Source organism: Holospora elegans E1, from assembly GCF_000648275.1.
GTDB classification, from domain to species: domain Bacteria; phylum Pseudomonadota; class Alphaproteobacteria; order Holosporales; family Holosporaceae; genus Holospora; species Holospora undulata_A.
The window spans coordinates 1-21,869 of sequence record NZ_BAUP01000081.1; the positions used below are offsets into that span (position 1 = coordinate 1).

23 protein-coding genes, 1 tRNA gene and 1 pseudogene are annotated in these 21,869 nt (G+C 35.9%); 12 read left to right on the forward strand and 13 right to left on the reverse strand.

All coding sequences use genetic code 11. The features are described from left to right. Nucleotides 1-371: 371 nt before the first annotated feature. Nucleotides 372-968, forward strand: coding sequence for a nucleoside triphosphate pyrophosphohydrolase family protein (locus HE1_RS03115; protein WP_024161406.1), 597 nt, complete (start codon nucleotides 372-374; stop codon nucleotides 966-968). A 100-nt stretch (nucleotides 969-1,068) separates the two neighbouring features. Here HE1_RS03115 and HE1_RS06495 read toward each other — a convergent pair whose 3' ends face one another. From HE1_RS06495 to HE1_RS03140, 5 genes are all read right to left on the reverse strand, one after another. After that, complete coding sequence (locus HE1_RS06495) at nucleotides 1,069-1,398, reverse strand: hypothetical protein (RefSeq protein WP_006293571.1); 330 nt, start codon at nucleotides 1,396-1,398, stop codon at nucleotides 1,069-1,071. Nucleotides 1,399-1,532: 134 nt separating this feature from the next. Then, nucleotides 1,533-2,678 (reverse strand): radical SAM family heme chaperone HemW, encoded by a 1,146-nt coding sequence (gene hemW / locus HE1_RS03125; protein ID WP_006293569.1) that lies wholly within the window; start codon nucleotides 2,676-2,678, stop codon nucleotides 1,533-1,535. A gap of 56 nt (nucleotides 2,679-2,734) precedes the next feature. Beyond that, on the reverse strand, nucleotides 2,735-4,354 hold the full coding sequence (metG, locus tag HE1_RS03130; RefSeq protein WP_006293567.1) for a methionine--tRNA ligase: 1,620 nt from the start codon (nucleotides 4,352-4,354) through the stop codon (nucleotides 2,735-2,737). 134 nt (nucleotides 4,355-4,488) lie between these two features. After that, nucleotides 4,489-5,097 (reverse strand): RNA pyrophosphohydrolase, encoded by a 609-nt coding sequence (locus HE1_RS03135; protein ID WP_006293565.1) that lies wholly within the window; start codon nucleotides 5,095-5,097, stop codon nucleotides 4,489-4,491. Then, on the reverse strand, nucleotides 5,094-5,942 hold the full coding sequence (locus tag HE1_RS03140; RefSeq protein WP_052567283.1) for an inositol monophosphatase family protein: 849 nt from the start codon (nucleotides 5,940-5,942) through the stop codon (nucleotides 5,094-5,096). The genes HE1_RS03135 and HE1_RS03140 overlap by 4 nt, the downstream gene beginning before the upstream one ends. A gap of 283 nt (nucleotides 5,943-6,225) precedes the next feature. On the opposite strand from HE1_RS03140, the gene HE1_RS03145 reads away from it, so the two are divergent. The 6 genes from HE1_RS03145 (at nucleotide 6,226) to HE1_RS03170 (ending at nucleotide 12,137) form a co-directional block, all read left to right on the forward strand. Beyond that, nucleotides 6,226-6,765, forward strand: a complete 540-nt coding sequence (locus tag HE1_RS03145) for an LON peptidase substrate-binding domain-containing protein (protein WP_035544658.1) — start codon at nucleotides 6,226-6,228, stop codon at nucleotides 6,763-6,765. A gap of 23 nt (nucleotides 6,766-6,788) precedes the next feature. After that, nucleotides 6,789-8,567: an endopeptidase La gene (gene lon / locus HE1_RS03150; protein ID WP_052567285.1), complete on the forward strand. Its 1,779-nt coding sequence runs from the start codon at nucleotides 6,789-6,791 to the stop codon at nucleotides 8,565-8,567. Continuing rightward, a complete protein-coding gene (locus HE1_RS03155; protein WP_006293550.1) occupies nucleotides 8,567-8,980 on the forward strand; it encodes a 23S rRNA (pseudouridine(1915)-N(3))-methyltransferase RlmH in 414 nt (137 codons plus the stop codon). Before lon ends, HE1_RS03155 begins: the two co-directional genes overlap by 1 nt. Nucleotides 8,981-9,231: 251 nt before the next feature. Next, nucleotides 9,232-10,776 carry an Npt1/Npt2 family nucleotide transporter gene (locus HE1_RS03160; RefSeq protein ID WP_006293548.1) on the forward strand — a complete coding sequence of 515 codons (1,545 nt, stop codon included), beginning with the start codon at nucleotides 9,232-9,234 and terminating at the stop codon, nucleotides 10,774-10,776. Nucleotides 10,777-10,829: 53 nt separating this feature from the next. Further along, the gene (gene dnaQ, locus HE1_RS03165) at nucleotides 10,830-11,519 is read left to right on the forward strand and encodes a DNA polymerase III subunit epsilon (protein WP_052567287.1); all 690 of its coding nucleotides are present in this window, start codon (nucleotides 10,830-10,832) and stop codon (nucleotides 11,517-11,519) included. 168 nt (nucleotides 11,520-11,687) lie between these two features. After that, nucleotides 11,688-12,137 (forward strand): hypothetical protein, encoded by a 450-nt coding sequence (locus HE1_RS03170; RefSeq protein WP_206537227.1) that lies wholly within the window; start codon nucleotides 11,688-11,690, stop codon nucleotides 12,135-12,137. A 990-nt stretch (nucleotides 12,138-13,127) separates the two neighbouring features. Here HE1_RS03170 and HE1_RS08155 read toward each other — a convergent pair. Further along, on the reverse strand, nucleotides 13,128-13,265 hold the full coding sequence (locus HE1_RS08155; RefSeq protein ID WP_162480261.1) for an IS630 transposase-related protein: 138 nt from the start codon (nucleotides 13,263-13,265) through the stop codon (nucleotides 13,128-13,130). A 978-nt stretch (nucleotides 13,266-14,243) separates the two neighbouring features. Next, on the reverse strand, nucleotides 14,244-14,396 hold the full coding sequence (locus HE1_RS08845) for a hypothetical protein (protein ID WP_162531224.1): 153 nt from the start codon (nucleotides 14,394-14,396) through the stop codon (nucleotides 14,244-14,246). A gap of 193 nt (nucleotides 14,397-14,589) precedes the next feature. Here HE1_RS08845 and HE1_RS03175 point away from each other — a divergent pair, with 193 nt between their 5' ends. Then, nucleotides 14,590-15,267 (forward strand): hypothetical protein, encoded by a 678-nt coding sequence (locus tag HE1_RS03175; RefSeq protein ID WP_035544662.1) that lies wholly within the window; start codon nucleotides 14,590-14,592, stop codon nucleotides 15,265-15,267. A gap of 359 nt (nucleotides 15,268-15,626) precedes the next feature. Here HE1_RS03175 and HE1_RS08850 read toward each other — a convergent pair whose 3' ends face one another. Both HE1_RS08850 and HE1_RS08855 read right to left on the reverse strand, forming a co-directional pair. Continuing rightward, nucleotides 15,627-15,764, reverse strand: coding sequence for a hypothetical protein (locus HE1_RS08850; RefSeq protein WP_162531227.1), 138 nt, complete (start codon nucleotides 15,762-15,764; stop codon nucleotides 15,627-15,629). After that, complete coding sequence (locus HE1_RS08855; protein WP_162531228.1) at nucleotides 15,748-15,900, reverse strand: hypothetical protein; 153 nt, start codon at nucleotides 15,898-15,900, stop codon at nucleotides 15,748-15,750. The genes HE1_RS08850 and HE1_RS08855 overlap by 17 nt, the downstream gene beginning before the upstream one ends. Before the next feature lie 269 nt (nucleotides 15,901-16,169). On the opposite strand from HE1_RS08855, the pseudogene HE1_RS07245 reads away from it, so the two are divergent. Both HE1_RS07245 and HE1_RS03190 read left to right on the forward strand, forming a co-directional pair. After that, nucleotides 16,170-16,380 (forward strand): annotated as a pseudogene (locus HE1_RS07245) (helix-turn-helix domain-containing protein). 61 nt (nucleotides 16,381-16,441) lie between these two features. Beyond that, nucleotides 16,442-16,756, forward strand: a complete 315-nt coding sequence (locus tag HE1_RS03190) for an IS1 transposase (protein WP_035544672.1) — start codon at nucleotides 16,442-16,444, stop codon at nucleotides 16,754-16,756. Between the two features lie 182 nt (nucleotides 16,757-16,938). Here the strand turns inward: HE1_RS03190 and HE1_RS03200 are convergent, their stop codons facing one another. The 3 genes from HE1_RS03200 to HE1_RS03210 form a co-directional block, all read right to left on the reverse strand. After that, nucleotides 16,939-18,477: a UDP-N-acetylmuramoyl-L-alanyl-D-glutamate--2,6-diaminopimelate ligase gene (locus tag HE1_RS03200; RefSeq protein WP_006296914.1), complete on the reverse strand. Its 1,539-nt coding sequence runs from the start codon at nucleotides 18,475-18,477 to the stop codon at nucleotides 16,939-16,941. Beyond that, the gene (locus HE1_RS03205; RefSeq protein WP_006296912.1) at nucleotides 18,474-18,740 is read right to left on the reverse strand and encodes a BolA/IbaG family iron-sulfur metabolism protein; all 267 of its coding nucleotides are present in this window, start codon (nucleotides 18,738-18,740) and stop codon (nucleotides 18,474-18,476) included. The genes HE1_RS03200 and HE1_RS03205 overlap by 4 nt, the downstream gene beginning before the upstream one ends. Before the next feature lie 151 nt (nucleotides 18,741-18,891). Next, nucleotides 18,892-19,695, reverse strand: a complete 804-nt coding sequence (locus HE1_RS03210; RefSeq protein ID WP_006296911.1) for a phosphoribosylaminoimidazolesuccinocarboxamide synthase — start codon at nucleotides 19,693-19,695, stop codon at nucleotides 18,892-18,894. 319 nt (nucleotides 19,696-20,014) lie between these two features. Here HE1_RS03210 and HE1_RS03215 point away from each other — a divergent pair, with 319 nt between their 5' ends. Together HE1_RS03215 and HE1_RS03220 are read left to right on the forward strand one after the other, a co-directional pair. Beyond that, complete coding sequence (locus HE1_RS03215) at nucleotides 20,015-20,674, forward strand: CvpA family protein (RefSeq protein ID WP_152531103.1); 660 nt, start codon at nucleotides 20,015-20,017, stop codon at nucleotides 20,672-20,674. Between the two features lie 66 nt (nucleotides 20,675-20,740). Continuing rightward, nucleotides 20,741-21,460, forward strand: a complete 720-nt coding sequence (locus tag HE1_RS03220) for a tetratricopeptide repeat protein (RefSeq protein WP_006296909.1) — start codon at nucleotides 20,741-20,743, stop codon at nucleotides 21,458-21,460. A gap of 70 nt (nucleotides 21,461-21,530) precedes the next feature. Here the strand turns inward: HE1_RS03220 and HE1_RS03225 are convergent. Next, nucleotides 21,531-21,602, reverse strand: a tRNA-Ile gene (locus tag HE1_RS03225). Between the last annotated feature and the right edge of the window lie 267 nt (nucleotides 21,603-21,869).

The following is a 21,869-nucleotide window of genomic DNA, read 5'->3' on the forward strand; positions in this document are numbered from 1 at the left end:
AAGTGGCGAAAACCTGGTCAAGGTGTTATTATGGATCACTCCTCTTTTCATAAATCCAAGAGAAGTAGAGAATTAATAGAATCTGTAAAATTCGGTATAATTTTTCTATCTCCTTACTCTTTTTGATTCCAATCCAATAGAGAAATCCTGGGCTAATATGAAGAGGGGGATTGAATGCAATATACTAAATCTTAAGGTTCTATTCGACACTTTCTCGTGCTTCTTTAAAAACATCTAATTCAACCTAAATTACTACATACCCATTTAGGAGTTTTTTACTTTTAAAATTTTTATAAGTAAAAAATAGAACTTTGCTTTTTATTTTATTTTTATTTTGTACAATAGTTGCATTGAAGGCAAATAGACTAAAAATGAAAAAAATTTTTTTGTGTGACAAATTGGTCAGAGATCGTGCTCAATCTTTAAATAGCGCTCAAGATCTTGAAGGAGTTTACCGAGTTCTTGGACTGGCAGAACGCCCAACCTATGCTAAAAAAAAGATTCTTGAAGAAGCACAAGAAGCGCTAGATGATTTAGAACACCACAACAAAACTCACGGACTTAGTGAACTTGCCGATGTTATACAAGCGGCTCAAGCTCTTTTAGAATTAAACAACGAAATCAATTTCGATTTTTTTTCCTCCTCAATTCTTTCAAATTTTTTAGAACGCTTAAACGTTTCTCATGAAAAAGAACTAGAAACGGCACAACTTCTTGTAAATCAGGCAAAAATATTGAAAGAAACTCCCACATCAGAAAGAGACGTTATTAACATCTGCCTCACCGTCATTAAATTAACAAAAATCTTAGGCTATTCCTCAAAAGACTTAGAAAAAGAATTTTTCAGAAAAGAAAAGGAAAAAGGAGCATTCAAAACTTGGACCTGCCTAACTCAGATTACGCTTCCCCAAGAACACCCTAAATTCTTAAATTATTCCCAGCGCTATCCCATGTTAGACCTAACCTAGCATCAAAACAGCTTTCTTTTTTGAAAACCTTTGATGCATTTTGGAAATACCTAAGAGATAAAAAATGTTAAAACTAATCCCCCCCCTCGCTAAAAAAAAATTATAAAACGCTTTTTGTAAAAAGCACTTCGTTCGCTATGCGAACCTTAATAGGACCTTTTTCTCTAACAGGGACAACCATAACAGCACAGGCAGGACAACGCAACGTTAAAACAGTGGAACCAAACCCAAATTCTCCGGCAGTATTTCTGGACTGACCAAAAGTTTGGGAAACCACAGAAAAAGAACCTGGGCCATGTGCATCAAGAAGAGCTTTAGAAGTTCTAACCTCTTCATACCCAATAATTAACTTGGTGATCAGGTCAGCACCCTTTGCGTTAAAAGAAAATATAAGGCCAAATATCAAAGAAAATCTAAGAATTAAACTCATCACTGTGCTCATTGCCTTCTATGGAATCTATGATAAATCCTCTATAAGTTTTTTCGATCATATTTTTCGTAATCAAGTTATTTTTTTGTTTGTTATGTTTTTGCAACAATCTAATTAAATAATTTTAATATAAATTATTCAAGTAAAAAAGATAATATTCCGTCGAGACGAAGCTTCCCTTCTATTGTTAACTGAAGCCTTTTTTCGAATTCTATCATATACCCAGCGTCTTTTAATTGCTGAATTTTTACCTCAAATTTTGAAGGAATAGGCAAAACAGAATCTAGAAAAACTCCTTCTTTTAAACGCAGCCCCATTAACATTTTTTCTTTAAACTGCGTACATAATTCCAAAGGAACAGCCTGCTTTACAGCGTTATGGTAGACGGTGCAAGAATTTAACCAAGAAGTTGCACTGCTTTCGTTAACTATGGCGTACTTTCCATCAGAAAAAGTTATCCGACTATGTGCACCAGCACCAATACCCAAATAATCTTCGTACCGCCAATAGGTTAAATTATGCTCACAATATTCTGCGTCACGCGCGTAATTAGAAATTTCATATCCATTCCACCCCAAAGACTCTAAATAATGGTGTGTCCACAAATAAAGGTCTGCGGCAGATGATGCATCTAAAATTAGATTTTTTTCCTGTTGTGCCCTGCGATGAAAAAGAGTTCCTCGCTCTAACGTTAGTTGATATAAAGAAATATGAGACCCCGCCCACTGTAATGCTTCCTTTAGCTCTGTCTTCCAATTTTCTGGATCTTCGTGATATTTGTGAGCATACATTAAGTCTAAAGAAAACCGAACATCCTTTTTTTTCAACCAAGTCAAGACATTTTTTGCTTCTTGCTTGGTGTGCGTGCGCCCTAAAAACTTTAAAACAGGATCTTGGAAAGACTGCACCCCCACTGAAATACGATTTATTCCCAAGGCAACAATTTCTTGTAGCTTTTCTGTCTCAAACTTTGTTGGATTCATTTCTAGGGTGACTTCTATAGAAGAAAGCAAAACTCCAAAAACTTCGCTAATATGCTGCAATATACCCGCTAATAGAGATATCGGCATAAGAGAAGGGGTCCCCCCACCAAAAAAAATACTGGTAACTTTGCACTCCCCTATACGCTTGCGCCAATAAGTGATCTCTTTTTTATATGCTTCAATCCAAATCTCAGGATCTTGGGTAGGCGCCTTAGACCAAATTCCACGATTAAAATCACAATACGGACAAATACTTAAGCAAAACGGCCAATGAATATATAAAGCCAACTTTTTCATCAATTACTTTACTTCAGAAATATAAATGTACTTAAGTAGTTTCTTCATTTTATATTTTATACGTTTTCAAGGTCAAAAATAGGCTCAGGCTTAGGCCAAAGCGCCGTACTTAACGGAGATCCAAGTCGCTGAATACTTCCACTAGATATTTCCTTTTCTTCCCCCATCTGCTGTAACAGCTTTTCCATTGTTTTAGGCAATACAACAGAAAACAAAAGAGCTATATCTCTTAAAAACATACACAAACTGTATAATCCTTCAAGAAGATGCGATGCTTTTTCTGGAATATTCAACATTTTCCAGGGCTCAAATTTTGTTATATACGCATTTACCTGTTGCACACTGGTTTGAAGTAAATCAATATAGCCGTACAAATCCTCTTGTTCTATACAAAATTTTAAATAAGGTAAAGCGCGACGCCCCCAGGTTTGCAAGGCTTCGTGTTCGCTATCTATGGGGGGGGATTTTGACTCTTTAAAGTCGTTTGAACAATAACGATCAATAAAAGCCAAAATACGCTGCGCTAAATTCCCTAACGTATTTTTCAAATCTTGATTATAGCATTGCAGCAAAGCATCTTCTGAGATATCTCCGTCTTGACCAAAACGAATATCTTTTAGTAAAAAATACCGAAGTGCATCAGCACCGTATCGCTGAATTAAGGCAAAAGGATCTAAAACATTTCCCAAAGATTTTGACATTTTTTTTCCTTCTCGTGTCCACCATCCGTGGGCAAAGACACGCTCAGGAGGCTTAAGCCCTGCTGCCATAAGAAATGCCGGCCAGTAAACAGTATGAAACCGGAGAATATCTTTTCCGACCAAATGCACGCTGTGCGGCCAAAAAGTTTTAAAATTATCTTGCTCTACATCAGGATACCCCAAAACAGTAAGATAATTTGTCAGCGCATCCATCCACACATACATAACATGCCCTACATGAGTTGGAACGCTAATACCCCAAGACAATTTTGTTCTAGATATAGCAAGATCTTTTAACCCTGATTCAATAAATCGAAGTGTTTCATTGTACCGTTCCTTAGGACGAATGGCATGTGAATTTTCCTGGTAATAGGCCAAAAGTTCCTTTTGCCACGCTGATAATTTGAAAAAATAACAAGGCTCTTCCACCCATTCTACCGGGGCACCACTGGGAGCTTTTCCATCTTGAATTTCATCTTCACTATAAAATGCTTCATCTCGAACAGCATACCATCCCGAATATGTCCCTAAATAAATATGCCCTCTATCTTCTAGCGTCTTCCATAAAGCCTGAGCAGCTTGATGATGGCGAAATTCTGTTGTACGTATAAAATCATCAGGAACGGCGTTTAAAGCTTGAACTAACGATCTAAAAATCTTTGCCATATCATCTACATAAGCTTGAGCGGGCACATTCTTAGATTTTGCAGATTGAGCAACCTTTCCACCATGCTCATCAACGCCCGTAACAAAATATGTGGGCCAACCTAAAAATCTCCAAAACCTTGCCATGACATCTCCGGCTATGGTCGTATAAGCATGACCAATGTGAGGAACGTCATTGACATAGTAAATAGGCGTTGTTACGTAAAGCGGATATCCGCGACGAGGCAAATAAACATCGTTTAAACGAGATAAAGGCCTGGACGTTGCAAACAATTGTGGCTTTTGAACAGGTACGTTTTGAGCTTTCATAAAACAACATAAAAAAACGTAAGCGCAGATATTTTACCATATTTTACACAAAAAAAAAGGACGCGTCCATGAAAATTCCCCTCTACTTCTATCGTTTTTCTTCTGGCACTCATTTTTTCATCCTTACCATTTTTTTAACTTTTCTCAGAACACACAGGTTCTTTCCCATCAAAAGGATTTAAAAAATTTTTAGAATGTAGAGCATCTGTAATAAAAGGCCAAAGCTCTTCTAAAACTTTTGTGTACAAAGAATGTTTAAAAAATGCGCAACTGCTCATTAATTCTTGCCTTTCAATCCATTTCCAAGAACCAAATTCAGGATAGTCTGTTGCTTCTAAATTAATATCTTTGTCTGATCCAAGAAAAATAAACCCATACCAAACCTGCTTTTGCCCTTTAAACCTTAGTTTCCACAAATTAAAATAAGGAAAATCGTAGCGATACGCATTTTTTGTACGCGCAACAAGCTGGCACTGATTTTTTACTCCCACTTCTTCCCATAGCTCACGCCAAGCGGCCTGCGCAAAAGGCTCTGGCTTTTGACTGTAAAAATCCACTCCCCCTTGGGGCATTTGCCACTGGGAATGTTTTTTATTTATCCGCTTTCCAACAAAAATTTTTCCACCTTTATTCACCAAAACAATCCCTACACCAAGGCGATATTTAGGGTCTTTCGCATCAGCGCCAGAACGAATAAAAGCTTGAAAAAAAAGGCATATTCTTTTTAATAAAGCAAACCTCATGATGGCTTCACAGCAGTTGCGCTGTACAACGTTTCGTAAATCTCAGGATGCGCTGCCACAACATCAGAACTAAGCACCCCTTGCCCTTGTAACGGCCCCTTGAATTGGTGGCTCATTCTTCCCCCTGCTTCTTTCAAGATGGCGATTCCCGCTGCACTGTCCCAAATGCGCGTAGCATATTCTACACACCCATCTAAACGCCCAGCGGCAACATAAGCAAGGTGAAGAGAAGTGCTTCCAAACGATCTAAACAAAGCCAAAGGGAATCGCTGAAATAAGGAAACAATACGACTGCATTGATCAGAAGTGTGCCTTGGTCCTGGCAATGCCATTGCTATATAATTTCTTGGACGCTTTTGAGGAAGACGCAACCTATACTGATCCAAAAACGCCCCTACTCCTTTTTGTGCCCAAAAAATCTCATCTCGCACCGGGTCATAAATCACCCCCATTAAAAAATCCTGACGTTCGTACAAAGAAACAGAAATAGAAAAATAAGGAATCCCCTTGGAAAAATTATTAGACCCGTCCAAAGGATCAATAATCCAAGTTGCAGCATCGATGCTTTCCCCGGGGATCCCCCCCCCTTCCTCCATCAAAAATCCGTACCCAGGATAACTTTCTTTTAATCCTTGATAAAGAATTTTTTCAACACGACATTCACTATCAGTGACAAATTTTTTCAAACTCTTTTCAGCGCCCTGAAGCTTTTCAACCTCCGAAAAGTCTCTCAACAAATTTCCACTAGCCTTAAACATCAGCCGCGTTACAACATTTACAAAAGAAGAAGGTGTGGAAAAAGCGCGCACTTGAAACACAAAAAAAATATATTTATTATTGTACAAAAAAAAATGTTTTATTTCAATACGTTAATTACGAATAACACGTTAGATTTTTTTTATTTTGTTAAAAAAATATTTTTTAAATTCTTAAAAATAAAATAATTTTTTATTTTTGTCGTACACTTTTTTAAATACAAAATATTTTAAACATTAATAATAACTGGTTTTTTAATTAATTGTATTTTCACTGTTTTTGATCGTTCCAACCAATTTTTAAGTACAAACCGTTGGATTTAGAACATTTATTGTGCTACAATTCGCGATAATATCTTTTTGGAGCCGCAAAGTGTTTGACTCTGAATCTGTAAAAGAATACCCAGTAATTATATCACAAGATGTGGTTTTTTTTCCATTTACTGCCGGAGTTTTAGCGATCAAACACGCTTCGTCTGTTGAAATTATTCAAAAAATTACAAAACAGCCCCAGGAAGATCGATACGTAGTTTTGTGTACCCAAGACCAATCTGAAAAAAAAAATTCAAAGATTTTTTCTGTAGGAACGCTGTGTCGTGTACGGCAATCAACGTTTATACATGATGATTGTCAAGCAGTACTGGAAGGGCTTGAGCGTGTTCACGTTACATTGTCAGAGGATATGCAAAATTGCTCTGCAAAGCCTTTACACACCCAAGAAGAAGCTCCTGCAAAGATTGAAGCTACATTTAGAGTATTAAAAAATTATTTGGACCAGTATTTAAAGCTTAACGCACAAGATACAATTCATCGAGCATTAACAATTGAAGAACAAGAAACGGTTAATGTTGAGCAAGTTGTGTACAAAATTTCTGGAAATATTAATGATATTGAAAAAAAGAAAAAATTTTAAAATCTGACAGCTTAATTTCTAGAATGAAAATTCTTATAGAATGGTTTAGTTTTGAAGTTGCTATTGGCAAATTCAAAGAAACCCTCAGCATTAAAGCAGCACAAAAAATGCGTAATGATTACCAAGAATATGTACGAAAAACAAAGGAAGAGATTTTAAAACGAGAATCTGGAGAACAAGACATTTACCATAATATCGAAAAAAAAATTCAAAATGCGAAACATTTAACTCAGGAAGCAAAAAAACAAGCAGAAGATGAATTAAAGAAATTACGATTATTGCCTCAGTCTTCTCCTGAAATATCTGGAATTCAAAGTTACATAGATTTTTTGGTCAGCCTTCCTTGGAAAAAATTAAAGCCTTTAAACAAAGATCTGCATGAAGCTAACAAGATCCTTGAAGAAAGCCACTCTGGTATGGACAAAATTAACGAACGCATTTTAGAGTTTTTGGCAGTTCATCGTCGTCGAAAAACCGATCAAGGTGCTGTATTGTGCCTTGTTGGTCCCCCCGGTGTAGGAAAAACCTCTGTGGCAAAAGCCATTGCCAAAGCCCTAAATTTGGATTTCACTTCTATTGCTTTGGGCGGGTGTGGCGATGAAGCAGAAATTAGAGGTCATCGCAGAACATATATCGGTGCAACTCCCGGACGGATATTAAAAGCGCTGCAAGGTCGAGAAAAAGGAAAACACCTTCCCGGGTCTAACTCAGTGGTTTTACTAGACGAAATTGATAAGTTGGGAGCAGATAGAAGAGGGGATCCCTATGCAGCGCTTCTTGAAGTTTTAGATCCAGAACAAAATGGCGAATTTAGAGATCATTACTTAGAAATTCCTTACGATCTGGGGAAAATATTTTTTATTGCAACTGCCAATAAAAAATATGATATTCCTTCCCCACTTAGAGATCGCATGGAGTTAATTCACCTATCTGGATACACAACTCAAGAAAAAATTCAAATCGCGGAACGCCACCTAATTCCTAACGTTATGCAAGAACACTGTCTTAGCCAAGAGCAGTTTTCTATAACTCCTTCTGCGCTTTACGATTTATTGACGCAATATACTCCAAAAGAAGCAGGAGTGAGGGGCCTAAAAGAGCGTATCGGAGCTTTGGCTCGAAAAGTGGTTTTAAAATTAGAGATGGACATCATTAAAGGACAAGTTATTCACCACCAAGAGCTTACTGAGTATTTGGGAACAGCAATTTATCCCCCCCGGGCTCTTCACGAAAAAACTCAAGAAATAGGTGTTATCACAGGACTTGCATGGACAGAAGCTGGCGGAGATATCATGAAGATAGAGGCAGTTCAAGTCATTGGGAAAGGAAAAACTTTTTTCACTGGAAAATTAGGAGAGATTATGAAAGAGTCTGTTCAAGTTGCTCTGAATTGTCTTAAAGAAAATATCGAATATTACAAGCTAAACCCTGAAACTTTTATGAAAAACGACATTCATGTACATTTCCCAGAAAACGCTATTCCAAAAGATGGACCTTCTGCAGGAGTGGGCATTTTCTTAACTCTTTTATCTTTAGTTATTAAAAAACCTATTGCCAGCACCACTGCCGTCACTGGAGAAATTACAACAAAAGGGGATGTTTTGCGTATTGGGGGATTAAAAGAAAAGCTCATTGCGGCTGTTAATCACGGTATTGATACGGTTTTATTACCAGAATACAATCGTCAAGATTTAGACGATGTTCCAGAAGAAGTAAAACAAAAGCTTCATCTTGTCTTTATTAATCATATCCATCAAGCTGTTTCGTATATTTTTCCCGACAAAGATACGCTATCTGAATGATGAGTGTTTTGACAATCTACGCAGGAGGAAAATTAAAGCCCCCTTTTGATGCTTTGTGCAATCTGTACGTTAAGCGGCTTAGTCCCTTAAAAATATCAGTAAAAGAAATGGAAGAAAAGCAGTGGAAAAGTCTTGTAAAACTAAAGTCTCAGCGGTGGATTATGTGGGATGAAAAAGGAATTCAGTTCACCAGCTCTGAATTTTGGAAGAAATTAGACACCCTATCACCTTACCACATTTGTTTTTTTATTGGGGAATCCTTTGGAATTCCTAAAAATATTTTCAACCAAAATGATGAAATTTGGTCTTTTGGTTTGATGACGTGGCCACATCTTTTTGCGCGGGCTATGCTTTTAGAGCAACTCTATCGAAAAATTTTAGCGCAAAAAGGCCATCCTTATAGTTTTGTATAAAAAAATTCGCTTTTAACTTTTAAATTAAATAAGTTTTACACTTTTCAGTTTTAAAAAAATATTAACTTTTAAAAACTTTTCTCAACTGCCCCCAGCCCCCTATGAATAAAAAAGAGATTGTTTTTTCGTTTACAATTTGGTACCTTTCTCTTGAAAATTCATAGAGCGCTATAGAATTTTGAATGCTGTGATGTTATGATGAGAAAGAAAATGATGTAAAGCATTGGTGCTTTACAAAAAATTGAGGCATTATGTCGAATTTATCATCGTCCCGAATGACCAAGTGGAGAGAGCGGTTATGGCCGGTTTATCCAGAAGAAATGGGTATTTTTCTTCCGATGGTTGTTATTATGTTTTCTATTTTATTTAATTATACAGTAGCACGTAATGTTAAGGATTCTTTGCTTGTGAATTCACCAGGATCTAGCGGAAAAGTTCTTCCTTGGGTGAAATTAGGATTGGTAACGCCTTGTTCAATTTTAGCAGTTATTGGTTATGCGAAACTTAGTAATATTTTAAGTAAACAAAGGCTTTATTTTACAACATTACTTCCTTTTGCAGTATATTTTCTTTTGTTTGGGTTTGTTCTGTATCCCATGCGTGAGCATTTTAATTTTTCAACTGATTGGATTAAACAATGTCAAGAATCTTATCCTTTATTGAAAGATTTCTTTCCTGCGGTGGCCTATTGGAATTATTCATTATTCTATATGATGGCAGAGCTTTGGGGAAATATGGGAATAGCATTGCTTTTCTGGCAATTCGCCAACCAGATAACTCCCACTACGCAGGCAAAACGTTTTTATCCTGTGTATGGATTTTGGTCTAACTTAGGCTTGGTTGCAGCAGGATCATTGACAGCCTTTAGTGAAGATTTTTTAAAACCAGAACGACTTGCTTCGGGGGAAAAAGATTTCGGTCCTCAATTAAGGTTATACTGTTCTTGTATGGTTGTCGCATGTATTGCTATTGCTGTTTCCTATTGGTGGTTAAATACAAGGGTTTTGACAGACGCCCAAAAAGGAACGGATGCAAAGGGGAAAAAGTCTAAACCGAAGCTTTCTTTGAAAGAAAGTGCAGTTTATTTACTAAAGTCCAGGTATCTTATGTATATCGCTATTTTGATGGTGGCATACGGTATTACCATAAATATTGTGGAAGTCACATGGAAGGACAGTGTAGGACATTATTTTTCTGACCCAGTTAGCGGAATGCGTGACATGAATGCGTACAACGCGTTTATGGGAAAGATGTTTATCGGTACTGGAATAACCACCATGGTTTTTATTCTGTTTAGTAAAAATTTCGTTCAATCTTTAGGGTGGCGTTTTTCTGCCAATATTACGCCTTTTGTTACAATGATAACAGGGGTAGGATTTTTTCTTTTTGTCGTCTTTAAAGATTATCTTGGCGGTGTGTGTGAGATGTTGGGGACTTCAACGTTGACTGTGGCGGTTGGGCTTGGTTTAGTTCAGAATGTTTTGACTAAGGGGGTAAAATACGCTCTTTTTGATCCAACAAAAGAAATGGCTTATATTCCTCTAGACGAAGAAGAAAAAATTAAAGGAAAAGCTGCTATTGATGTCATTGGTGGCCGTGCTGGAAAATCTGGAGGAAGTGTATTACAGCTTATTTGTAATGCTGCAACTGGAGGATTAGGTGCTCCCCAACTTTCTGTTCCGCTTCTTGGAGGACTCTTGGTCGTCATTACATGGTGGTGGATTTGGGCAGTAAACAAGCTTGCTATTGCTTATGCAAAAAAAGTAATGGAAACTGAAAATATTAAAGAAGTTTAAGGGGAGTTCAAAGAATCAAAGAGAAAATGATTTGATCGTTTTCTCTTTAGATCGTGAAAAATGATATGTCAGGTATTATAAGAATCTTTTTAGATACAGAAACAACAGGATTATCCACCGTAAAAGGGGATAGTCACGGAGCTCATCGCATCGTAGAAATTGGGTGTGTTAAAACTGTTGATGGAGTCATTGTAGATAAATTTCATGCTTATCTTAATCCAGAAAGAGAGGTTTCTCCAGGATCAAAGGAAGTTCACGGGTTAAGCTGGAGTTTTTTACGTCAATATCCTACGTTTTGTAAAATATATGAAAATTTTTTGAACTTTATAGGTCAACAAATGCTTGTGATTCACAATGCACGATTTGACACAGGTTTTTTAAACTGGGAATTGGAAAAGATTTCCCAAAAAGCACTGACTAACCCTATAGAAGACACTTTAGTTTTGGCAAGAAAAAAGTTTCCTGGATCTCCCGCTAGTTTAGATGCTTTATGTCGTCGTTTTCGAATTAGCTTATCTGAGCGGACTTATCATGGTGCACTTTTAGATGCAGAATTATTATGCGCAGTATATCAAGAATTGTGTAAAGAACAAAATGTTTTTGAATTTAGAGATTTGTTAGAATTTTCAGAAACGTCCTTAGAGCGATACACGTCATCAAAAAAACGCCACGATCGTCAATTTGTCGTTAATAATGAAGAAGCGCTTATGCATAAAGAAGCTATAGATCGCCTTTTAAAATAGACGTATACACAGAAATATTTTTATTTTTTTTTAGAAATAGCTATTGAAAAAATTATCTATAGATTTTATGATTGAAAGAGAAAGTGGGTCTTGAAATGCTCTTTTTGCTTTAAATTTAAAAAGCAATTTTTTGTGTTTTAAGGTAAGATTAATTTTAGATAGAACATGTTGGTTAAATCAATTTTTGTTTTTTTTATATTAACGATGGATAGTCAAGCTATTTCTAAAACTGAACTTGAGGATTCTCCTTTGACTCCTCGGTTTGCTTTTGAAGATTCTGAGAGTTTTTTTGAAACGTCTTCGGTTTCTGAAAATACAAATAAAGACTCTTTTGAAGATCCGATAAAGAAGAATAATTTTTATCTATCAACGTTTAGTTTTTCGAAAGGGGAAGGTTTTAATTCATGCGCGCTTAGTGAAGCAGAAGATGATAATACTTTTAAAACAGAAGAAAAAAGACCTGAATTATCTTGCTGTTCAAAAGAAGAGTACGAGAATTCTGAGAAAATATTAAAAAGGTTGCATGAACGATCATGCGAAAATAAAAAAGTAACGAAAGATGACTCTCAAATTTCTTTAGATTTTTTTAAAGAGAAACAAAATTACAAAAAAAACTAAGAAAATATTGGTCAAAAGTGGAAAATTCATAAAATATTTTCTTTCAGAAGTCTTCTTTACACCTTAAAAAGAGAACAAATATTCCTCCTATCTTACGAGCCTATTTCTTTTCAATAGGATTGAGATCCGGAAAATATGGAGGAAGATAAAAAGGGGGATTATGCCTCATGCATGATTTTTTCTTTATGAAAGTTTGCATTCCATAAAGCCCAAAACTTCTTTCGAGTAAGTTCTGGGATCAAATCTTCCACCCCCAAAGGATTAAAGATCTTGGTGTTTTAGGTTGAATTAGATATTTTAAAGAACCACGAAACAGCGTCGAATAGAGCGTTGAAGTATATTACATTCAATCCCCCTCTTCATATTAGCTCAGAATTTCTCTATTGGATTCAAATCAGGAGCGTAAGGAAGTAGAAAAATTATACTGCACTTTACAGATTCTATTATTTATTCTTTGCTTCTCTTGGGGGTACGAAAAGAGGCATTATCCATAATAACACCTTGATCAGGCTTTAGTTCCTTGATTTACCCAAGCTTGGAATAATTATGTGTCGCAAGATCCGTTAAAAATCTTTGGCGCTATCGACGTGTTATTAACCAAACCAGCAATACTATTTGTTCTTTGATACTATTTACCCACTCTTTTTGCCAACCAATTTTTTACTTTTTCGCCCCAACCTTCTGTCTTTGCACATAGCCATATCAATGCTGCTTTCATCAATATATACAAGATTTGGATACACTATATCTTTGATCGATTATTAATGCTTACTTCGCTTTTCTTTGCTTGCTTCCACGCACGAAAAGTTTTTTTAGCTATAGCCTAATCTTTTTAACCAGTAACTGATTGTACCCCAAATTCTTGAGCAGCTTTTTTCCAATGTAATATCTTGGCTTTCTTTGACGTACTCTTTAAGCTTCTCTAAGTCAATCTTTTTTTCTGAGCCACCACGCTTTTTAGGAAAATAACTCTCCTGTTGTCTGTATTTTCTATACCAATTTTCTACGCCGCCTGCCTATCGCTGATACACTTATTTTAAATAGTTGCGATACTTCAATATACCTGTTCCCCTCATCTAAATATTCTATGACCCCTCGTCTTAAATCGTTTCCGTAGCTCTTTGTCATTTTTATTTTATTTTAACAAAAAATTACACCTAATTCAACCTAAATTACTAAGATTAAATTATTTTATTCTGTTATTTATATTCATAGCAAGTAACTACGAATATATCTGGTCCCTTTAAACCGAAGCCATCTTCGCCCTCCACCTCAGTAGGTACTCTAAGAACAAAGAAATCCATAACAGTTCAACAAGAAAAGTCAAAAAATATATTAACAAAATTTTTAGAAAACTCTACAGAAACAAAAAAAGTAATAATAATTCGACCACAAATTAAAAAATTCCACGAGAAAATGAGAAAAAAATTGTTAGAACTTGGAATAATCCCAAAAAAAGTGCTGAGGAGAAAAAATTTTAATTAACAGAAGTCAAAAACTTATAAATCATTCCTTCACCCCTCTATTTTAGAATATAAATTAGTTTGGATTTATTGTGTTCATTATTTGTTTTTGAACAAGCGCTGTAAATGCTCTCCCCCCCCTCAAGATAATCCTGTAGCGCTTGATCGTCTGCAGCAAACTAAAAGATACTGATAGATTCTGAAAAAATATTAAAATAATTAATTGCATAGGAAGTTGCATGAACGATTGTACGAGATGACTCACTGGTCTTTTGTTATCCATGCGATAAATTCTTTTTAGGCTTTTAACCAAAGATAGCGTGATTAATTTTCAATGTTTTATTAACATGAAGTGCCGCAAAAATAAGCAGTGTTCCCTCCGGCATTTCAAGCGATCGCGTGTTTGCAAGTGGAGGGCGAAATCTTGCAAACTAATGGCGGTGTTGACCGTTATTTTGTTTAATGGAAAAGGGGGTATCTTTTCCCTGAAAGAGGCTGTTGCTTGGAATAATTTTATTAAAACCTGCCCAATGATCTGCGCAACAAAATAATTTTCCATTTTTTTAATCGTTCAAAAAGTCGTTTGAATGATTGACTATAGTGATCACCAAATTCCCAATCGATAAACTGTTTTCCAGCACGATCACAAATCGACTTCCTTGACAATACCTTTGTCTTCTGGGGATGGCTCAATTTTGGCGCATAGCTTTGATCCTAAGGTGCCCGCCCTCTTCAAAACAGCGGTAGCGCTGACACCCTTGAACAAAACCGCTTTTAAAGCACCCCTAACATTCACAAAATTTACATACAATCATTTTTAGAAACTTTTAAAAGAATTACTTTACCAGTTCTAACAAAAAAGATCTTTAGTTAAAAGCTTCAATTTTTTTAACTGTTATATAAATTTAAATAAAAATCTGTTTGTAAAATAAAAATTATATATTTTTATAATAAAATGAACTTGTATAAAAAAACAAAAGATAAAAACGATGATAAAATATTTTATTCTACTATTTATATTCACAGCAAGTAACTGTTTTGCACCTAATCAAGGGTTATTGAACAATACAACTCCTGGGAAAAAGTCCTTGAATAATGATCCAGGAAAAAAAAATTCCAGCTCTCAACAGGGCTCTACCGTAACAGTCTTACCAGCTACTCCAAAAAAAGAACAATTATCAGAAAAACAATTGCAATCATTACAACATGCTATTGAAGCTAATGATCGCTTGGATAGAAAATTAAATGAAGAGAACCTTCTAGAAGGTATAGGTGATCTACCTTTAAAACCCGACAATAGTACTAAGATATCTCAACAAGAAGACTCCTCAAACGACTTAAACAAATGTAGAGCCAAAAATAAATACTTAAAGCAAAAAATAAACGAATTAAACAATGAAATAATAGTCGTTCGAGAACAATTATTATCTTCTACAGAACGAGAAATGAGAAATATGCGCAGCTCAAAAGAATATATGGAAACACTAAAAGAAGAAGTTAAATCTTTACAAGAACAAGAAAAAGGCTCCTCGACAAAAAAACAAAAAAGTATGCCTCTCTCAAAACCCCCACACAAAAAAATTCAGCAAACTCCAACAAAACTTAATACCTCTACCCCAAACTCCCCCCCCCTTCAAAACAAAATGGAACAGATAAGAAGGCATTAAAAAGTATCAAGGAGTTATAAATTGTTTCATACAGTATCTATTTTAGGACATAAATTCATTAATAAAATTTATATAGATTAGACTGCGCTTATCAGAGTATCAATATGAAAATGTTTTTTATCAAAGTAAAAAAGACAGGACTCTGCTAAGAAAAATTATTTTCAAAAATAGCTATCTTTTATCGTTAGAATTAATAAAAAGCAGATTTTTAGAATCTACACATAAAAATCTGCACACAATTATTTACTCACTAAAATTTTTTCTATGTAAAAATAAACAAAAAATTTACATATTTTTTATATAATAAAATTGTAAAATAAACAATAAAAATAAAATGTTTAATAAAAAACTGTTTGTATTTATTTCATCAATTGTTGGGTTTGGAGCAAATGCAGTAAATTTTTTCCCCACTCAACTTCCGCCAGTAACGCTGGTGTCCTCTGCACCAAATCTAAACAATAACAATGGTGCGCCCCATCATCAATCTTTGACCTCAACGCCTGCATCTACACAACGCACTTCTTTGAAAACTAGAAGCTCTACCTCTTCGTTCCCTCCAACTTCCACAGCCCCCGTCGTCTCAGCCCCTCCAACTTCCACAGCCCCCGTCGTCTCAGCCCCTCCAACCGCCACAGCCCCCGTCGTCTCAGCCCCTCCAACCGCCACAGCCCCCGTCGTCTCAGCCCCTCCAACCGCCACAGCCCCCGTCGTCTCAGCCCCTCCAACCGCCACAGTACCTTCTTCAGCTCAGCAAATAAAACAACCACAGAAAAATTATGTTTCGCGCAGATAAATATTCAAGTGGCCTAAAAAAATGAAAACTTTTACCTAAAGATACTTTTTGTTAGAATAGGTAAAGAAATTCTTTTAAAAGTCTCTAAAAATTATTGTATGTAAAATTTGTGAATGTTAAAATTGCTTTAAAAGCGGTTTTGTTCGAGGGGGGAAAGCGGTACAAATGTAAAAAATGTGAAAAAAATTTCACGAGGTGTGCCCGAAAAAGATAAAGCTCCAAGGCCTCGTTTTATACGCAAGCAGCTTTTCAATGAACCGAATTTCTCAGCTTTTGGTGTCAGCGCGAGCGCTGTTTTGAAGTGGGCGGGCACCTTATAATCAAGGCTATGCGCCAAAACTGAGCCATCCCCAGAAGACAAAGATATTGTCAAGGAAGTCGATGAATTTTTCATTATTAAAAAAAAGAAGCAAAAAATTTGGATTTTTAAAGCTTATATTTCTAAATCCTATGATCGTGCTGAAAAACGGTTCATCTATTGGGAATTTGCTGATCTCTCGAGTCAAACATTCAAACGACTTTTTGAACGATTATTATTTTATTGCAGAGATCATTGGGCAGGTTTTAATAAAATTATTCCAAGCCCCCCGCCTCTTTCAGGGAAAAGATGAAACGTTTTCTATTAAACAAAATAACGCTCAACACCGCCATTGGTTTGCAAGATTTCGTCGAAAAACTCTTGCAAACACACGATAACTTGAAATGCTAGAGGTAACACTGCGTATTTTTGCGGCACTTCACGTTAATAACACTTTGAAAACTAATGTGATATCTTTGGTTAAAAGCCTCGAAAAAAGACCTTCTCAAACTTTAAAAATTTCAAGATCTTATTTTTTTCTCTTAAATTACTCCCCACCCCCTACAATTAACCTTCTAAGCTAAACAGAAGATAATCCTAGATATTCTTCAACCACTTCACGATCTTGAAAAGCTATTCTATCGCTTCCTATCCACTGAAACGCTTCATGCCCCTTTCCTGCTATTAAAATTATGTGATCTTGCTTCATACTAGAGATCCCTGCCCTTATCGCCGCAGAACGACAACGAATACGCTGCGCCAAAGGACACCCTTTTTGAATATCGTCTAAAATTTTTTCCGGATCCTCAAACCTAGGATTGTCATCTGTAAGAATGACCCAATCTGCGTTATCTTTAGCAATTTTTCCCATCTTTTCACGTTTTCCTGTATCACGCTCCCCTCCGCAACCAAAAATAACTCCTAATTTTTTTGGATTTAACGCCCTTAATGCTTTTAAAACTTGGTAAAGCCCATCAGGCGTGTGCGCATAATCTATATAGATTCCCCCCCCCGCAGGTCCATCACTCACCCTTTCCAACCGTCCAGGGGGTGCACTTATATGTCCAGAAGAAATCGCTTCAAAAGCATCATCTAAACTTCCCCCCAACAAATAAAAAGCTCCCAAAGATGCGACTAAATTTTCACATTGGAATGAACCGATCCACGGAACTGTTCCATTCCACACATACCCATCAATACGAATAGACACCTTAGTATGGTGATAATGCTGCTTGTGAATTGTGCACTGCCCCCACAAAGATGTCTTATTCCCTAAACCGTATCGCAGTAAAGGACAAGCCGATTTTAAAGAATAATCTAAAATGTTTTCAAAATTCTTTTGAGATAAGGAATCATTAGATTCTCTCCCCTTTTCCAAAATTTTTCTGTACTGAAATACCTTGTCATTTACAAGCCAAGCTTTACAACACAATTTTCCAAGGGAAGCTTTAGCTTGCCAGTAGTCCTGCATTGTTTTGTGATAATCCAAGTGGTCTTGAGAAAAACTCGTCCAAATTCCAACATCTACTGCATCTTGAGGGACTCGATTCTGATGCAACCCATGACTGCTTGCTTCGTAGGCAAAGCACCCAACCCCTTGTTGCGCGCTTTTATGCAATGCACAGGAAAGTGTTAAATAATCCGCTGTGTTGATATTAGAGGTAGGAAAATCGATATGTAAAGATCCCTGCGTTCCCAACGTTCCCATAGAAACCCAAGACTTCTTTGAAGTTTGCCATAGTTGCGATAGAAAAAAAACCGTAGAAGTTTTTCCATTAGTCCCAGTAACTGCACATTTCAAAGATGGGCGACACGGATAAAATAACCGGCCCAAAATGTGTACCGTATTTTTTGGAAGATTTTGAAAAATACATATCTGCCCTGGCTGATCAGAATTTTCAAAGTATCGGTATTCATTCCCCCACGCTAAAACAACCCTGGTTCCTTTTTTCCAGGCCATGTAAGTAACATCTTTTGCTGTATAACGAATACTAGGAATCGCTAAAAACAGAACATCAGGCCCCGAACGATCTGAATGCATGGATATATCGGAAAATTTTCCATAAATATTCCCTAAATCTACCCCAAGAGCATTAGATACCTCTTGAAGTGTAATCAAGCAGAAACCTCTTTTGGAGTTTGAGTACACAAGGATAGCGCATGAATGCAACTTTCTGTTTCCCACTCCAAAGCACTATACACCTGACGGTGCCTTTGCAAAAAAGGAACATCTTGAAAAAAATCTGTAATAATGTGTACATAAAAATGTTGGTCATCTCCGCGTATATCAGTAACCTTGATGCACGCCCCAGGAAATGCCTGAGCTAATTTTTCTTGAATCCAAGACATATTTTTATGACAAGAAGCAACAGTCTCGCTCATTTTTTCTTTTCTCTCTCTTTTTTTTCCAATCCCAAAATATCATACGACAATAACGACGCTAATTCTATTCAAAACATTTTTTTGAAAAATCTCTACATTCCAATGAAGCAAAAATATTTGATCCTAAAACGACCCCCCTCATTTTTATTGCTTACAAACATTCATGAGCGCTCTCTTTTATTTGAAACGGAAGCACCTGAGAGCGACTTGGCCCTTCTAACCCAATGCCCAACCGCGCTGCAATACTGCGATAATGTAAATTAGGAGGATATACTGCATTAGTGATATTTTCTCCCCCTAAAATCATGCTGCTATCTAAATCTAAAACTGAAAAAGATTCGGGAGAAAAATCACCACACAACAAAAAAGGAGTATCTGAACTGTAATTAAACCCACATCCTAACTGAAGTTTTAGCTCCATCAACTGAAATCTCATCCCAATGCATATCCCTTTTATAGAATCTACTATTCGAAGAATAATATTGTGAAGCTCATCAAGATCTTGCATTTCCAAAATAGAAAATGCCATAAGGTGAGTTTCGTTCAACAAACGACCAGAATTTATATGAACATATTCTATGATAGGACGAGAAAACACATGATCAGGAGCCACATCAAATTCTTTAGCCAAAATTGAAGAAGGCATGCAAATAACCCGCACGTAAAAATCCAATGGAAGCGTAGAGTGCATCAAAGATTGACGCATGTTAAGCATACGAATAAAATGTGTTGGTATATTAAGCTGCTGCAATTTGGAAAAGAAAAAACCAGAAACCCTGTGATTAATTACTCCTTTTCCTGGAAGCTCCATCTCTTTCCCAGAAATAGGGCAGGAAATAATATCCGTAAAGTAGTGAAAGCACTCTGTTTCTTTAGAAGAAGCGTAGACAATACGTCCGGGATTTTGACTAATAATTTTTTTTTCCATACACTCTTCTGTATAAACAAATGGCACGCTACTTAATTTTACACTTTTTGAAAAAATAATCAATACCAGAAAAATTAAACGTTTGCAAAATAATTATTAAATAAAACTACTAATTATAAAAAAAATAATAGCGTTTATCCAAGAAATAATTCCCCCTATTCTAAAAAATTCATAAATGTATTGGGGAAGGCGTTATTTTTTACTTTCATATAATTTGTCATATACTGTGGTAATTCCCTTGTAAGCAGTGAAAAAGTCTGTTATTTTAATAGAAGAAAGGTGATAGCAACTCAAAGAATCAAGTTTCGATCTTACTAAAGTTAGGATTGGAGTTTTAGATTCTGCATTGGTTAAAGAGAGTTTAGAATTAATGCATGTTTTTAATGTTTTTGACGGACTCTTAGTAGCAGTTATGATTTTTTCTGGATTTTTAGGATTTTTTCGAGGATTCGTGAAAGAAACGTTAAGCTTACTTGCTTGGGGGGGCTCTGGAGTGCTGTCCTGGAAGTATCATGAGTGTGTTTGTCCTTTTTTAAGCAAATGGATAACCTCCCCATCTTTGCTAAAGGGAGCATGTTATTTGACGGTTTTTTTGGGAACACTTATCTTTTTTTTGTGCATTGTTCAGTGGATAGCCTTAAAAATTCGCTCTAGCGTTGTATCTAGTGTAGATGCATCTTTGGGAATCGTGTTCGGATTGTGTCGAGGAATTGTGCTCATTTTAGGAAGCTACACGTGTTCTTTGTTTTTGGTTGCCCCCGGACAACAACCTGAAATCATCCAGACTTCAAAAAGTGAAAAGTGGCTAAATCACGGCGCTGTTATCTTATCTCCTTTTCTTCCCGAAAAATTAAAAAATTCTAATTTTTCTCAAAGCATTAAACTAATATTACAAAATATTAAAGAAGTAAACATATTGACGGAATCTTTGTCTCCTTCTAGAGAGCCTCCCGCTTCCTTAGAACCTTTGTCTCCGAAAAACGCTGATGCATCTGTTACTCCATAAAATATTTTGAGATTTAAGAGTGGATTTGCTATACTAGTTTAACTTATTTGTAATTTTTTTATCAAGATGACTACTTCAAGATTTTCTTTTATCTTTTCGTCTTGTTTTTTAGTGTGCAGCACTTGTGTTGCTGCTGTCCTATCTCCTATGGAAGTTGTATTGCACCGGTTAGAAGAATTAGAAAATCGTTGCAAGGTTTTAGAAGATCATTGCTTAAATTTACAACAGTCTTTAGATACATTGCGCGCTCAAAAAGATGACGGAAAAGCTTTTTCTGAATATGAAGAAAAAACCGACTCTCAATCGTTTTCAGTTCCTCCTTTGCATTTTTCTTCAGAGAATAAAACACTTCAAGATGTCACCCGTCATCTTAAAAAAGGCGAAACAGATCAAGCAATCACAGTTTTAGAGCACTTTATTCATCAAAAAAACCACCCATTAAAAGCACAAGCTTTGTACTACAAGGGGTTAATTTTCATGCATCAAAAAAAATACGATCAAGCAGAAACTTTATTTTCTACGGCATATCTCTATCTTAAAGGCCAAACTTTTTCTTCAAAATTATGTACAAAAGAAGAGCAAGAAAAAAGGAAATTATTTCCTATACAAATTTTACTTAAATCTGCAGAATGTTTACACCATTTAGGAAAAAAAAGTGAAGCAACCTTCGTGTGCGAAGAAATCAAAAGACATCTGATAAAAATTCCAAAACATCATCACGCAAAAATTATAAAAAAACTGAATGCAATAACCCAGACTCAAAAAAAGTCAAGCAAAAATAAATGAAAATAAAAATTTTTCCTTCATCTTTGGCTAAAGCACGAAAAAACTACTAAGCCAAACGATTATAAGGAACTAGGCCCGACAGGACTCGAACCTGTGCAACGCCGTTATGAGCGGCGGGTTCTGACCACTAAACTACAGGCCCTTTGTTACAATATACCACATTATTTTAAAAAAAAAGATCCCCTCTGCAAAAAGTCAAAAAATTTCGGAAATCCCCATTGAAAAATAAAATTTTTATTTTTTTTAATTTTAAAAGAATAAGTAAAAATTAATAGCGTTGAGAACAACTCTACCTTTGCTATTGATTCGAACTAATTCAATGAAATTTTTCCATAAAAACCTTCTTCATTTTTTATTTGCTCTAGCCTTTTACTTACTACCTCTTCAGAAAAAGAAAAGAAATCTAAAT

Bases quoted from the DNA above. Each gene is read 5' to 3' on its own strand.
- HE1_RS03135 (WP_006293565.1), bottom strand. From the start codon at position 5,097: ATGAGGTTTGCTTTATTAAAAAGAATATGCCTTTTTTTTCAAGCTTTT.
- metG (WP_006293567.1), bottom strand. From the start codon at position 4,354: ATGAAAGCTCAAAACGTACCTGTTCAAAAGCCACAATTGTTTGCAACG.
- HE1_RS03115 (WP_024161406.1), top strand. From the start codon at position 372: ATGAAAAAAATTTTTTTGTGTGACAAATTGGTCAGAGATCGTGCTCAA.
- HE1_RS03175 (WP_035544662.1), top strand. From the start codon at position 14,590: ATGATAAAATATTTTATTCTACTATTTATATTCACAGCAAGTAACTGT.
- HE1_RS03160 (WP_006293548.1), top strand. From the start codon at position 9,232: ATGTCGAATTTATCATCGTCCCGAATGACCAAGTGGAGAGAGCGGTTA.
- HE1_RS03190 (WP_035544672.1), top strand. From the start codon at position 16,442: ATGAATTTTTCATTATTAAAAAAAAGAAGCAAAAAATTTGGATTTTTA.
- HE1_RS06495 (WP_006293571.1), bottom strand. From the start codon at position 1,398: ATGAGTTTAATTCTTAGATTTTCTTTGATATTTGGCCTTATATTTTCT.
- HE1_RS03220 (WP_006296909.1), top strand. From the start codon at position 20,741: ATGACTACTTCAAGATTTTCTTTTATCTTTTCGTCTTGTTTTTTAGTG.
- HE1_RS08155 (WP_162480261.1), bottom strand. From the start codon at position 13,265: ATGACAAAGAGCTACGGAAACGATTTAAGACGAGGGGTCATAGAATAT.
- HE1_RS03155 (WP_006293550.1), top strand. From the start codon at position 8,567: ATGAGTGTTTTGACAATCTACGCAGGAGGAAAATTAAAGCCCCCTTTT.
- lon (WP_052567285.1), top strand. From the start codon at position 6,789: ATGAAAATTCTTATAGAATGGTTTAGTTTTGAAGTTGCTATTGGCAAA.
- HE1_RS03205 (WP_006296912.1), bottom strand. From the start codon at position 18,740: ATGAGCGAGACTGTTGCTTCTTGTCATAAAAATATGTCTTGGATTCAA.
- hemW (WP_006293569.1), bottom strand. From the start codon at position 2,678: ATGAAAAAGTTGGCTTTATATATTCATTGGCCGTTTTGCTTAAGTATT.